Origin of the sequence: Natrinema pallidum (assembly GCF_005890195.1) — an archaeon.
In the GTDB taxonomy this organism is placed as follows: Archaea; Halobacteriota; Halobacteria; order Halobacteriales; family Natrialbaceae; genus Natrinema; species Natrinema pallidum.
In genome coordinates this window covers 371,112-384,445 of the sequence record NZ_CP040637.1, presented here as the reverse complement: position 1 = coordinate 384,445, position 13,334 = coordinate 371,112, and the positions used below count along the sequence as shown (strand labels likewise).

General features: G+C 65.6%; 15 protein-coding genes. 1 reads left to right on the top strand and 14 read right to left on the bottom strand.

The window, feature by feature from the left end:
* Window positions 1-121 precede the first annotated feature (121 nt).
* The 13 genes from FGF80_RS19485 to ligA all read right to left on the bottom strand — a co-directional run bounded on the left by FGF80_RS19485 (window position 122) and on the right by ligA (window position 10,302).
* Window positions 122-301 (bottom strand): hypothetical protein, encoded by a 180-nt coding sequence (locus tag FGF80_RS19485; RefSeq protein ID WP_138651898.1) that lies wholly within the window; start codon window positions 299-301, stop codon window positions 122-124.
* A gap of 102 nt (window positions 302-403) precedes the next feature.
* Complete coding sequence (locus tag FGF80_RS01795) at window positions 404-1,402, bottom strand: ornithine cyclodeaminase family protein (protein ID WP_138651896.1); 999 nt, start codon at window positions 1,400-1,402, stop codon at window positions 404-406.
* Window positions 1,403-1,469: 67 nt separating this feature from the next.
* Window positions 1,470-1,685 (bottom strand): hypothetical protein, encoded by a 216-nt coding sequence (locus FGF80_RS01790; RefSeq protein WP_006184191.1) that lies wholly within the window; start codon window positions 1,683-1,685, stop codon window positions 1,470-1,472.
* A gap of 296 nt (window positions 1,686-1,981) precedes the next feature.
* Complete coding sequence (locus FGF80_RS01785) at window positions 1,982-2,407, bottom strand: DUF3054 domain-containing protein (protein WP_006184190.1); 426 nt, start codon at window positions 2,405-2,407, stop codon at window positions 1,982-1,984.
* A gap of 445 nt (window positions 2,408-2,852) precedes the next feature.
* Window positions 2,853-3,458, bottom strand: coding sequence for a toll/interleukin-1 receptor domain-containing protein (locus tag FGF80_RS01780; protein WP_138651894.1), 606 nt, complete (start codon window positions 3,456-3,458; stop codon window positions 2,853-2,855).
* Window positions 3,459-3,517: 59 nt separating this feature from the next.
* The gene (locus FGF80_RS01775) at window positions 3,518-3,958 is read right to left on the bottom strand and encodes a hypothetical protein (protein ID WP_138651892.1); all 441 of its coding nucleotides are present in this window, start codon (window positions 3,956-3,958) and stop codon (window positions 3,518-3,520) included.
* A 78-nt stretch (window positions 3,959-4,036) separates the two neighbouring features.
* Window positions 4,037-4,681, bottom strand: a complete 645-nt coding sequence (gene tpiA, locus FGF80_RS01770; protein WP_006184264.1) for a triose-phosphate isomerase — start codon at window positions 4,679-4,681, stop codon at window positions 4,037-4,039.
* A 76-nt stretch (window positions 4,682-4,757) separates the two neighbouring features.
* Window positions 4,758-5,303: a multiprotein bridging factor aMBF1 gene (locus FGF80_RS01765; protein WP_083864476.1), complete on the bottom strand. Its 546-nt coding sequence runs from the start codon at window positions 5,301-5,303 to the stop codon at window positions 4,758-4,760.
* 85 nt (window positions 5,304-5,388) lie between these two features.
* The gene (locus FGF80_RS01760) at window positions 5,389-6,003 is read right to left on the bottom strand and encodes a CDP-alcohol phosphatidyltransferase family protein (RefSeq protein WP_138651890.1); all 615 of its coding nucleotides are present in this window, start codon (window positions 6,001-6,003) and stop codon (window positions 5,389-5,391) included.
* Window positions 6,000-6,554, bottom strand: a complete 555-nt coding sequence (locus tag FGF80_RS01755; RefSeq protein WP_138651888.1) for an adenylate kinase family protein — start codon at window positions 6,552-6,554, stop codon at window positions 6,000-6,002. The genes FGF80_RS01760 and FGF80_RS01755 overlap by 4 nt, the downstream gene beginning before the upstream one ends.
* Window positions 6,551-7,705: a histidinol-phosphate transaminase gene (hisC, locus tag FGF80_RS01750; RefSeq protein ID WP_138651886.1), complete on the bottom strand. Its 1,155-nt coding sequence runs from the start codon at window positions 7,703-7,705 to the stop codon at window positions 6,551-6,553. Before hisC ends, FGF80_RS01755 begins: the two co-directional genes overlap by 4 nt.
* A gap of 228 nt (window positions 7,706-7,933) precedes the next feature.
* On the bottom strand, window positions 7,934-8,341 hold the full coding sequence (locus FGF80_RS01745) for a hypothetical protein (RefSeq protein ID WP_006184270.1): 408 nt from the start codon (window positions 8,339-8,341) through the stop codon (window positions 7,934-7,936).
* Window positions 8,342-8,565: 224 nt separating this feature from the next.
* Complete coding sequence (ligA, locus tag FGF80_RS01740; RefSeq protein ID WP_138651884.1) at window positions 8,566-10,302, bottom strand: ATP-dependent DNA ligase LigA; 1,737 nt, start codon at window positions 10,300-10,302, stop codon at window positions 8,566-8,568.
* 103 nt (window positions 10,303-10,405) lie between these two features.
* On the opposite strand from ligA, the gene FGF80_RS01735 reads away from it, so the two are divergent.
* On the top strand, window positions 10,406-11,959 hold the full coding sequence (locus FGF80_RS01735; RefSeq protein WP_138651882.1) for a hypothetical protein: 1,554 nt from the start codon (window positions 10,406-10,408) through the stop codon (window positions 11,957-11,959).
* A gap of 16 nt (window positions 11,960-11,975) precedes the next feature.
* Here the strand turns inward: FGF80_RS01735 and FGF80_RS01730 are convergent, their stop codons facing one another.
* Window positions 11,976-13,076, bottom strand: a complete 1,101-nt coding sequence (locus FGF80_RS01730) for an FAD-binding oxidoreductase (protein WP_138651880.1) — start codon at window positions 13,074-13,076, stop codon at window positions 11,976-11,978.
* Window positions 13,077-13,334 lie beyond the last annotated feature (258 nt).

The following is a 13,334-nucleotide window of genomic DNA, read 5'->3' as shown; positions in this document are numbered from 1 at the left end:
CAGTGTGTCAACCGTTTCAGTGACGAGAATAGTCGGTCGCTACGTGTAGATATCGATTGCTGGACGTTCTATCGGCCGCGAACGCCGCCCGGCCGGTCGTATCGAGAACGATCGAGCGCAGTTACGGCTGGAAATGCGGCCAGTTTTTCTCCGGGACCAGTTCGGATTCGCCACAGCAGCCACACTCCGCAGGTGCCTCGTACTCGTGTCCGCTCTCGGTTCGTTTGGAGACCGTACCGGCGTGTATCGTCTGACAGGCCGTACAGACATACTTTTCCGGCATTTCTGGGGCGTGGGCCATGTCAATTCATACCCGTGCCACCGATATATAGCCGGGGTGAGAAGGGGTCACAGAATAGCTGACGGACGGATGTGCTGAACGACCTCTGAGCCCCTCGAGTATCTAATTCCCCGTCAGCGCCTCGCTCGCCGGCGCGAACTCGATCGGCTGGCCGAGTCCCTGTTCGCTGGCACGCTCGTAGAGCAGGTACGCCGCGGCGACCGTCTCGATCCCCGTCCCGCCGCTATCGAAGACCGTGAGTTCGTCGTCGCTCGTTCGGCCGGGTTCGGTCCCGGCGACGACCTCGCCCAGTTCGGCGTGGACGTGATCCTCGGTGATCGCGTCCGCCTCGAGCGCCTGGATGAACGAGCCGGCGTCGAGCGTTGCCCGGTCGCGGAGGTCGGGAACGTATGTCGCCCGAGCGATCGTCTCCGCATCCAGCTCACGCTTGTCCGGCGAGTACTGGCCCATGGCTGTGACGTGGGTTCCGGGCTCTAGATCGTCGCCGTCGATGACCGGCTCGCTGGCCTGTGTCGCCGTGATCACCACGTCCGCGTCCGTTACGGCGGCGGTGCTCGAGTCGACCGCGCGGACATCCGCCTCGAGGGCGTCGTCGAAGTCGGACGCGAAGGCCTTGCGGTTCTCGGGTGTCGGCGAGTAGACCCGGACGTCGGTGAACTCGCGGACGGTCGCAGTCGCGTGGAGCTGCCCCCGGGCTTGTGCGCCGCTGCCGATAATCGCGAGGGTGTCGGCGTCGTCGCGGGCGAGTTCGTCGACGCCGACGGCACCCACCGCACCGGTCTTGAACGGGTTCATACTCGCGCCGTCGAGCAGAGCGAGCGGCGCGCCGCTCTCGGCATCGAACAGTGGCGTCATGAACCAGGCGTCGGCCGCGCCGAAGCCGGCGCTGTACATGTATCCGCCCATGGCACCCGTGTCGGGGAGGATGGCGGCATAGGCCGTGAACATCCCCGCCGGATCCTCACGGAGGAACTTCGACCGCGGCTGGGCGGGCGCGCCCTCACCGCGCTGGCGATAGCCCTCGCGGACGGCGTCGACGTATTCGGCCGGCGTTGCGAGCGAATCGACATCCGAACTTGCCAGAAACAGCGTGTCAGTCATCGTCGATAATAGGATCCGGAGACGTGAAAAAGGACCGAAAGCGGGGATAGAGACCGAAATCGCAAGATCAGTCCGCGTTGATCGGCGGGCGCGCGGATCGGGATTCGTCGCCGGAGTCGACTGGCGTATTGACGAACATTGCGTGCCCGATAATTCCCATCGCGGCCAGCGAACCGAGCGGTATCGCCGTCGTCAGCGACAGTCCAACGAACAGCAGGGCGGCGGTGATACCGAGCAGTGCGACTGGGATGAGGCCGAGGACAATGTCGTAATATCCAGTCATAATCTATTCTATAGTATGCTAAATAACCATATAAGTGTTTCCCATAATCGGTTCGTGGTGTACTCATAACAAACCAGAACTCAACAGATATGGCCTTCATAACTTATGAAGAAGTTACATCGTCCCAGTCCGATAATGTGTTCGCGATTGAGACACCGACGGCAGCGAATCAAACGGTACGGCCGGCAGTATTAGTCCGCGAGAAGCCGCATTACCGTCCGTTTCGTCCAAGGGTGAGAGAAACGATGACGCTCAGTTCGGCTCACAATGATGACAGCAACCGGTATCGCATCAACTCACTCGGTTACTGATAGGTACAGCGAGAGTCCGAGCCGCCAGCCGAGCAAAACGACGAGGACGGAGACGGTTATCACAACGGGGAACGGCCAGATGGTGCTGCCGTGTAACGGTGGAGACCCCCTGAGCATGAGTCCCACGTTTGCCGCCGCGATCCAGGCGGTCGCCGTTACTCGGAGTCCGTCCCGGCCCAAGAGACGGTCACGCGTGTAGACGCCTGCGAGCGCTGCGACGGCGAGCCACCCGATCACGAACGGAGCGATCGTCTCGAGCGATTCGAGCGGGGTGGCGACCGGGTCGCCCCCGTGGTGGACGTAGCCGTAGAGGACCATCGCGGCGACGAGGCCGACATCGATTACGCCGGCGGCGATCCGCTTGCGGCCGGCTGCGCTGTCACGGACGCCCGTCTGAACTGCCGTGTCCATAGTCGACCGTGGGTGCCCCGTTCCTATTGATTCCCCGGTTCCGATCGACGGCGTGGCCGGCGGCTACGCGAGCGCGAGAAACGGATCCGGCCGCTCTCCGGACCGACGTCGATACGGTCGCGGCGGCCACCGGTATCCCTGACAGGAGAGGAGGAACTCGGCGACCGGCGGCCGCCGAGTGTCGTCCAACGGACAGAGCGCCTCCGTGCGAGGGGAGCCTCGCACGAACGAACCATCGGCCGGGGGGCACTTTGTTATCGACACCGTTCAGCAGCGACGGCCACACGGTCGGCTTCCGACCGACGGGTAAGCGAGTCCTACGGCCACACCCACTCCGTGCAACGTTCCCGTTGCGACGACCCTCGAGACGGTGACGACAGTGACGAGGCCGGCAACCGATCGTCGCCGACGCCTGCGAATCGTTCCGACGGATGATGGACGAGGGCTACCCATCTTTCCGGCCCGAGAAACCGATCGTCGCCGGATCGAAGTAGTACGTCGATCCGCAGCCGTTACACGAGGCGGTCAAGTGTTTGCCGTGACTGTGGAGTTTCCAGAGTTTCGTCTGCCCCCGCTCGAGTTCGAGCGTGACCGGCTGGGTGCAGTCGGTGACCGTACAGGGGAACCGGATATACCAGTTCGGGACCGACAGCGCTCCGAGCGGCGCGAGTTCGCTTCGGAGCCGACAGAGCAAGTTGAAGATGGTGACCGAGAGGTCGTCCCGATCGATCGTCACGCCTTCGACGTCACTGATGAACCCGCGACAGCTGATGCCGTCATCACGGACCGGCAAGACGGGAATGCCTTTCGCCACCGCGTAGCCGACCTCCTGATTGATCCACGTGTTTCCGGCCGCGTCCTCGGTCAGCACGGCGACGACGAGATCGCTGTTGGCGAGGCGGCCCTCGAGTCGCTTTCGGGAGCGGCCGGACTCGATCTCCTCGAGCGCGATGTGGACGCCGAAGGGGAAGTTCTTGACCGTCGAGAACAGGTCCTGCACGAGGTCGAGATTCCGTGGCGCGTGTGAAACGTACACCTGCTCTCCAGTCATGGGATCGTCTACGATACACACGCGTATGGGACATCATTAATCTATCCCCGCGTTCCTATTTAATGATTGTCTTGTTCGTGTCGGTTATTTGCGACAGTTGTGAGAACTCGCTGGGAAAACCCGAGTTGAGAGAGTTCGTCGCCGAGTCGGTCGAACCACTCGCGTTCGACGTACCACCAGCCGCGGACATCCCCGTCGGTCGTCAGCGACGTGACCTCGAGACGGCCCGGCGTCCACTCCCGCTCATCGCCGATCGTCAGGAGCGTCCGCAGGACGGCCCCGACTTCGTCGCTCGTAACGGCGGGCGCGTCGGAGACGGCCTCGTACTCGAGTTCGATCCCGGCTCCGTCTGCTCCGGGTGGTTCGTGCTCGTCCAGCCACCGAAAGGCGGTCAGATAGAGCCCGTGGCTCATCAGCCGATTCTCGAGCGTGACGGCCACGGGTCGTGCCCCCGCCGCGGACTCGTCGCCGACGCCGGGATCGCTTCCCTGGTCAGTCATACGCACCCTTCGGCGGGGATCGAGAAAAGTCGGTCGACGGGCCGCGTCTTCGAGACGCGGTCGGCGTCGGTGCCTGCTTCAGAGCGGTTCGACGAGATCCTCGAGCGCGGAGTGCGGATCGTCGGCCTTCGCGACCCCGCTGGCGAGCAGGACGCCTTCGGCACCCAGGTCGCCCGCCGCGACGACGTCGTCGCCCGTACTGATGCCCGCACCACAGAGGACCGATACCGTGGAGTCGACGTTCGCCGCCGCCTCGACAGCGTCCTCGACGACATCGGGATCTGCCTGACTGACCGGCGTCCCGGTACCGATGAGCGCGGGCGGTTCGACGGCGACGGCGTCCGGTCCCAGCGCGGCGGCCGCGCCGATCTGGGCCGGGTTGTTCGCACAGACGACCGTCTCGAGGTCCGCCCGCTCGGCGGCGCGGACGGCACCGTCGATGTCGGCCAGCTTCAGCCGCCGCTCGGAGTGATTGATCAGCGTGCCGACCGCGCCGGCGTCGGCGACGCTCTCGGCGAGCGTGTGACCGGTGTTGCTTCCGTGTTCGATCGCGTCGACGTGCTGCGCCCACGTCTCCACGCCCGTTTCGGCGACGCGCTCGATGTGGGCCGCCTGCGGTGCGACGGCTAGACGAGCGTCAGTTGCATCGTTGACATCGCGAACGGCCTCCGCGACGTCGACCGGGTCACACGGATACGTCTTCAGATTAACGAGGACGAACATATCGGCAACCGCACCCGCCCGAAAGAAATAGTTTGCGAGTCGGCGGCGGTATCGAGGACGGAGACGGCCGTCGCAGTCAGTCCTTGCGTTTGACGACGTCGCCCAGGGTGTAACTCCCCGTCGAGGAGCCGCCGGACCACTCCGAGTCCTCGCCGGAACTCCCCTGTGCGCTCAGGCTGATCTCGAGGAAGTCCTCGAGTTCGGTCTGTACCTCGTCGCTCGGCAGCGTATCACCGCGCTCGATTTTGCGGATCAGGCTGGCCTTCTCGTTGAGTTCGTTCGCGAGATCGGACTGGCTGAGCCCCGCGTCCTCGCGTGCGTTGCGGACGCGGTCGTCGTAATCGGTCGCGAGTTCGTCCATGTCGTCGAACATGTCCGAGCGGCGCTGGCTCGAGCCGCCCGAACTGGAGGAACTCCGACTCGAGCCACTCGACTGGCCGCCCCCGCTCGACGAGGACGAACTCGACCCGGTCGAGTACTTCGTCGAGCCGCTCGAACTCGACGTGTCTTTGACTTCAGTGCCGAAGTCCGTACAGTTCGAACACACGTCTAGCTTCGCGCCCTCGACTTTGATGGTGTTCGGGGACGACGTCTCGGCCCCACACATCTCGCACTGAACCATGTCGGACTCTATATCGCGGTGAGGGATAAAGCATGCGGCGCGGCTCCACGCTGTCGAATCACCCGGAGGCCGGGTCGAAACGGGCCTACTCGAGCGCGATCCAGGAGTAATAAAAGCGCTGGAGTGCTGTCAGGTGACCGACGACCGCGAGGAAGACAAGCAGCCAGCCGACCAGCGAGAACCCGGCGAGCGTCGCGTCCGCCAGCGGGTACGCGAGGAAGCCGGCGAGACCGATGATCGCCAACCTGTCCGCTCGACCGACGAGGCCGCCGTAGACCCGATCGAGACCGACCGCCTGGGCTTGCGTGCCCAGATACGAGGTCATCACGACGCCGGTCACGGCCGCGAAGCCAAGCAGGTAGTCCTCGATGCCCGCGGCCAGTCCGGCGATGACGACGATATCCGCGTATCGGTCGAGGACGTGATCCAGCAGGTCGCCGCCGGCCGAGGCGATCTCCTGCTCGCGCGCGAGCGCGCCGTCGACGATATCCAGCCAGCCGTTCAGGAAGACCAGTACCGCCGCCACGGCGTACCAGATCGGCTCCTCGAGTCCGCCGAGGGCGAACGCGCCGGCCGCCAGGATCGCCATCCCGAACGCGACGACGCTCACCCCGTTGGGCGTCATGCCGACGCGATCGAACCCCCGGACGAACGGGTCGAGGAACCGCGAGACGTACGGGCGGAACCTATCGAGGGTCATGTCAGATACTCCATATAGTCGACCTCGCCGGCGCTCGGGTCGCGCTCGCCCGTCGCGACCGCCGTCAGTTCGTCCGCGACCGCTGCGGGAGCGCGGTCGGTCGTGTCGATCTCGTAGACGGACTCGAGGCCGTGTTCCTCGACGGCTGCCGAGAGGATCACGTCGAGCGCCTCGCTCTCGGCGTTTTCGGCCGCCTTCGCCTCGGTTTCACCGCGCTCGAGCAAGCGTTGCTCGAGCGTCTCGGGGTGACACCGGAGGACGACGATCCGGTCGGCATCGAAGTGATGGGCGAGGTGGGATTCGATCACGATCCCGTCACGCCCTTCGAGCCACTCGGTCAGTGCGTCGAGATCCGCGATCTTGCTCTCGCGGTCGGCATCGACCTCGGTGTAGAGTCCCTCGTCCTCGAGCACCCGGTTGAGGTGGATCACCTCGAGTTCGGGTGGCGACTCGTCGCCGGCATTCGTCCCCGCAGCGGCCAGTCGGGACTCGAGCAGTTCCGTCGCGGTCGTCTTCCCGGTACCCGGCGTCCCGGTGACGGCGATCCTCATGGATCGGCCACCTCCGCATCCGGGTTCTCGGGCTCGCCCGCCGACTCCGGCTCGACGTCGAGGTCGTCGAGCACGTCGTTGAGCGTCTCGACGGCCCGCTCCGTTTCGTCCTCGGTTCCGCAGGTGATACGGACACAGCCCGGCAGCCCGAAACTCGAGCAGTCACGAACGATGACGCCGCGTTCCTGCATTTCGGCGGCGACGGCCGAGGCATCGCCGACGTCGACGAGGACGAAGTTGCCCTGGCTCTCCCAGACGTGTGCGTCGATGTCGTCGCGCATGTACGCGCGGGATTCACGGGTGGTTTCGACGGTCCGGACGACGTGTTCCTCGTCGTCGATGGCAGCGAGACCGGCCCGACAGGCGAGTTCGCTCGCCGCGAAGGGCGTGTTCACGCGGGCGTAGGCGTCGGCCCACTCGTCGGGCACGACGGCGTAGCCCAGCCGAACGCCGGCCAATCCGTAGGCTTTCGAGAACGTCCGGAGGACCGCGACATCGTCGCGGGCCTCGAACTCGTCCCAGCCGTCCAGCAGCGCGATGGCGCTTTCGCCGTCGGCGAACTCGCCGTAGGCCTCGTCGACTGCGATCAGGGTTTCCTCGTCGGTCTCGTCGGCGAGACGTTCGATTTCCGCGAGGGGCATCGTCGAGCCCGTCGGGTTGTGCGGGCTCGTGACCCAGATCACGCGCTCGCCGTCGTAGGCCTCGAGGACCGCGTCGGCCTCCTGCGTGAAGTCGTCGGCCTTCGAGAGTTCGTACTCCCGAACGTCGCCGTGGTGAAAGCGGGAACTCATTCCGTAGTAGGCGAAGCCGGGCGTGGGAACGAGGACGGCGTCGTCCGGGTCCAGCGTCGTCCGGTGGAGGTAGTCTATGGCCCCGTCGCCGCCGTTTGCCAGCCAGACCTGGTCGTCGGTGACGTTCCAGCGGCCGGCGACGGCGGTCGTGAGATCGGCGTGGGCAGCTTTGGGGTACGAACTCACGCTCGAGGCCGTCTCCCGGATGGCGACGGCCGCGGCCGGCGAGGGTCCGTGCGGGTTCTCGTTCGAGGCGAGTTTGATGAACTCGGAGGGGTCCCGGTCGAGTTCGCGGGCGACCTCCTCGATGCCTCGACCCGCCTCGTAAGCGACGTGATCGGACAGGTCGCGCGGTTGCATACGGGAATCCTGTCGGTCGTGGGTCTTAAGGGTGCTTACCTGTCTTCGGCGCGGGGGATCGTCGGTGATCGTCACGGTCCGGAACGCTCGGGTCCGAATCCCGCGGCCCCGCCGACGACACGCCCGCTCGGCGATGGCTCAGTTCGGGAGTGCGCGGAGAGCGTGGAACTCACAGACAGGTGCGCCGCGAATACGTCAGCGAACGCTACATTCCGGCTGAGTCGTCGGTCACTCCGATTCGAACGCCCACGTCCCTTCCCGCGAGTGAATGGAGAGATCGTGATCCTCGAACGACGCGCTCGCCTGATCGTGGACCTGAACCATGTTGAACTCCTCTCGAGACACCGAATCGTTATGACATCCCTCCCCGTCGTCGTCGTCCCGTCCGTCGATCCATTCCTCGCTACAAACGCCGACCGTGTAGACGATGGTGTCGTAGGTTCGATCGAAGTCGTCGTGTAAGTCGTCGGAAACGACCGGTTCTCGAGGCGTGTCGAAGCGGTCCTCCCACTCGGGGTCGAGATATCCCAGCTCCGGTTCGCCACCCGGCGGGGAACTCAGCTGGACGGACATGATGGGATCGTTTCCCCCGCCGTCAGCCGCAGCGTACCACCCCTCGATCGACTTCAGTTGCACGTATCCACTGACAGCACGGAGAGACGATAGACAGCCGGCTCCGAGACCGCCTGACACAGCACCGATAGTACTCAGAAACGTTCGTCTGGAGGGCATAGGTCACCGGTCCGCGTATGACAGCATAAAAATAACTAGTTCTTCTATATATCCGTCCCAGTTGGGTCGCCGTGACTCGTCGACTCGGTCCGAGAACGAGGGCGATACGTCGATTCCACCCCGACTCGTCACGCCTGCAGGCGCTGTAAGCGCTCGAGCGAGTCCGCGCCCTCGGGGTCCTTGTCGTATCGCACGCCCTGAAACCGCGGGAACCGCAGCGCATAGCCCGAGGAGTAGGTCGGCGAGGACTGGATCTCCTCGTAGCCGACCTCGAAGACGACTTCCGGCTCGAGGTCGACTTCCTGTCCGTTCTCGGCGGCAATGTGTGGCTCGAGCAGGTCGGTCAGTTCCGCGAGTTTCTCGTCGGTGATCCCGGTCGCGACCTTGCCGACGGTCTCGAAATCGTCGCCCGTGCGCACGGCGAGTTCGAAGGTCCCGAGGAAGGTCGCCCGTCGGCCCTCGCCCCACTCGGCACCGGTGACGACGCAGTCGATCGTTTCCACGTCCGGCTTGCGCTTGCGCCAGTGTTTCCCCCGTCGCCCCGGCGAATATGTCGACCCGGGGTCCTTGAGCATGATCCCCTCGTGGCCGGCCTCGAGCGCGCCGGCGTCGATCGACTCGATCTCGTCGGGGTCGTCGGTGGTCCAGAGCAGGGAGAGACCCTCGATGTCCTCGTCCGCGACCGCGTCGCCCGCATCGCCATCGGTACCGGAATCGGCCAGCACCGACCGGAGCCCGTCGTGGCGGGTCGTCAGCGGTTCCGCGAGCAGGTCCTCGCCGCCGACGTGCAGGCAGTCGAAGAAGACCGGGCGCACCGAGACGTCCTCGCGGGCCTTCGCGACGTCGTGTTTCCGGCGGAACCGCTTGAGGACTTCCTGGAACGGCAGCGGCGAGCCGTCGTCGTCGACGGCGACGACCTCGCCGTCGAGGATTGCGGGGGCATCGAGGGTTTCCGCGGCGAACTCGACGACCTCGGGGAGGGCATCGGTGACGTCCTCCATGTTCCGCGAGAAGACGCGGGTCTCGACCGTCGAGCCGTCACCGTCGTCCATACCCGCGGGGTCGTGGTGCAACTGGATCCGCGCCCCGTCGTACTTCCACTCGACCGCGGCCGTCCCCCACTCCTCGAGGGCGTCGGTCACGGTCCCGGCCTGTGCGAGCATCGCCTGGACGGGGCGGCCGACGTCCAGTTCCATCGCCTCGAGACCCGCAAGTCCCTCGTCCCGGGCGATGCGGGCGACCCGCCCGTAGTCGTTGGACACTTGCAGGGCGCGTTCGACGCCGTCCTCGGGGACGTCGAAGGCCGCGGCGATGGCGTCCCGTACCGTCCCTTCGCCGACGCCGATGCGCATCTCCGAGAGGACGAGACGGGCGAGATAACGCGCCTCCTCGCTCGAGGCGCGGTTGAACAGGCCAAAGAGCAGATCGACCTTCCGGTCGTGGCTGCCCGACCCCTCGGCGGCGGCCAGCTCCGCGAGCGTGTCGGCGACCTCGCGGACGGTGAGATCGCCGCCGGTCGCGCTGCTATCGTCGCCCGTGAACGCGCCGAGACCCTGCTGGCCGCCGAACTCGTAGCTGGCCGCTACGTCGCCGATTTCGCCCATCTCGGCGAGTCGTTCTTCGACGTCGTCGCTGCTGACGTTTCGCCCCGCCGCGCGGGCGATCGCCTCGTAACACGCGCTCGGACCGATATCGAGCGTCGTCGAGTCCCAGGCCGGGAACACCCGGCCCTGTGCGAAGCGGGCCACGATTTCGAGGTCGGAGCCGGCATCGGCGAGCAGGTCCCTGACGTGGGCGACGATCTCGAGGTCTGCGGGTTCGGCGTCGATCGTCGCGGCGCGGTCGGCGAACGTGGCGAACTCCATCGGGGGCGTGTATCGCCGCCGGGAGTAAAACGGTTCTGAGACGGACCGCTGCCGTCCCCTCGAGAGACGTGCTTTAAAGACAATCGGCCACACACTCGGTGGTATGCCAGAGGAGGAACTCGCCGCACGGGTCGCGGACGTGCTGGCGGTCGACGCCGCCGACTTCCGGGAGCGGGCCCAGGCGGACGCGGCAGTCATCAAAGACGCCGTCGAGGAGGGGGTCTTCGACAATCCGCAGGCGATCGTCGGCCTCGAGTACGAGTTCTACGCGGTCAAGGCCGACGACTGTGCGCTGCGGCGGGTCCCGCGTCGACTGCTCGAGTTGATCGGTTTCGAGAAGGAACTGGGCCTGCACAACGCGGAGATGACGACCAGCCCGCAGCCGCTGAACGCCCCCGGACTGGCCGCCCAGGAGTCGGAGGTCAAAGCCCGGTTACAGACGGCACTGGACGTGACGAAGTCCGAGCGAATGCGGTTAGTCAGCGACGCGCTCTGGACGCTCCCCCCTGAAGGCGAGGCGGCGGGGACCTACCTCACCGACAGCGTCGAGCGGACGGCGACCGCTCCGGACGGGACCGAACGGGCGATCCGCATCGCGACGAACATGAGCGACTCCGCCCGGTATCACGCGATGGCCAACACCGAGCAGGCCGACGCCGCGGGAATGCGCATCGAGGCCCCGAACGTCTCCGTGCAGGGTGATACCGTCATGCCCGAGAGCCTCATCACGTCGATTCAGCCCCACTATCAGGTCGCTCACGCCCCCGATCTCCCCGAGTACTTCAATTACGCGCTCCGGGTCGCCGGCCCGCTGCTCGCGCTCGGGGTCAACTCCCCGTTTTTCCCCGTCGACCTCTACGACGACGACGCCACCGCTGACGACATCCTCCGGGACGCCTGGATGGAACACCGGATCAGCATCTTCGAGACCGTCCTCAACGATCCCACAACGGGAGACGGCAAGGTCCGCTTCCCACACGACCTGGAGACGGTCGACGAAGCGATCGACCGGGTCGCCGATGACGACACTATCGTCCCGATGCCGGTCGAGCCCGGCGAGCGCTTCGACGATCAGTTCCCCCACTTCAGCCGCAAACACGGCACGTATTGGCGGTGGGTCCGGCCGGTCTTCGGCGGCCCGACCAGATCGGCTGCGAACGCCCGCATCGAGTTCCGGCCGATTCCTGCCCAGCCCACGGTTCGCGATTCGATCGCCTTCCTCGCCGCCTTCGCCGGCCTGATGGAGAGTCTGACCCGACTCGAGCACCCCGTCATCGAACTCGACTGGCAGCTCGCTCGCGGAAACTTCTACGCCGCGATGGTCGACGGTCTCGAGGCCGACCTGACCTGGATCACCAACGACGGCAAGCAGACGGCCGATCGCCTCGCGCTCTACGAGGACCTGCTGGCTCACGCCGAGGACGGGCTGACCAACCGCGGTCTGAGCGAGGAAGACGCCGCGAAGTATCTCTACCCGCTCCGGCGGCGCGTCCGGCAGGCAGTCACGCCAGCCGGCTGGAAGCGCGAGCAGGTTCGGTCCGCTCTCGATGACGGAGCAGACTTCGACGAGGCGATCGCAACGATGCAACGCGCATACGTCAGCCGGCAGTCGGAGACGCTGCTCGAGGGGAGCTTCGCGGACTGGATCGGCGAGTAGCGGCTCGAAAAAAGAGTTATCGGGCGGGTTCGACGTTCTGGCTCAGCCGAAACAGGTTCTCCGGATCGTACGTGGCCTTGACCTCGGCCAGCCGGTCCCCGTTCCGCCCGTAAGCGAGGGTTTCCTCGCCCTCGTTCTCGCTGATGAAGTTCACGTAGACGCCGCCGGTCGCGTACGGAGCCATCGCGTCGAAGAACGTTCGGGACCAGGCGATGCACTCGTCGTCCATCGCGGGGTCCTCCCAGCGCGTGTAGACGTTCATCGCGTACGCGGCGTCCCGGTGGGGGTAGGCCATCGCGTCCGACGGGACGCGTGCCATCTCGCCGCCGAGTTGCCCGAAGACGATCTCGGACAGTGGCGACGGGAGATCGGCTGCGTACTCGACCGGTGCGTCCTCGTTGAAGTCCCGAACGTGTCGGATGACCTCCCGCGCATCGTCGCCCGCGTAGACGATCGGTCCGGAGAGGATTTCGGGGCCGACCTCGTGGAGATCGAACTCGAACGAGGTGACCACGCCGAAGTTACCGCCCCCGCCTCGAATCCCCCAGAAGAGGTCCGAGTTTTCCGCCTCGCTTGCGTGACGCAGTTCGCCGTCCGCGGTGACGATATCGACGGAGCGCAGGTTATCCACCGTCATTCCGTACCTGCGAGTCAGCCAGCCAAACCCGCCGCCGAGCGTGAGCCCCGCGACGCCGGTCGGCGAATTGATTCCGGTCGGCGTCGCCAGTCCGAACGCTTGCGCCTCGTGGTCGAAATCACCGAGGGTTGCGCCCGGCTCGACGCGAGCCGTCCGTTCCGCCGGATCGACCCGAACCGACCGCATCGCCGAGAGATCGAGCATCACGCCGCCATCGCAGACGGCATTGCCGGCGATGTTGTGTCCGCCGCCGCGAACTGCGAGCAGTACGTTCTGCTCGCGGGCGAAGTCCACCGTTGCGATCACGTCCGATACACCCGTCGCTCGAACGATGAGCGCCGGCCGCCTGTCGATCATGCCGTTCCAGATTGTTCGCCTCTCGTCGTAGTTCGGATCACCGGGCCGGAACAACTCGCCGCGAAGTTCCTCGTCGAGTCCGTCCATTGCACCGTCGTCTACGGGTGTGGTCGTTACTGCCATCGGTCCTCGGTAGTCGTAGGCCTCGCTCGCGGATATGGATACCATCATCAATGATTATATAATGTTGCATCGAGGGGTGCCCGGAACCGGGGAGATCACGGGACGGCTCGAGGGAATCCGGATCGCGCCGCACGCCTGCAAACTGGCCCACGCTCCGATCGGAGGCCGGTCGTTCGAACCGGATTCAGGACCGACGGGGCTGCGATCACAGCACAGCAGCGCGAGCGACGCCGTGAGGCACCGTTTTAGGCCATCCAA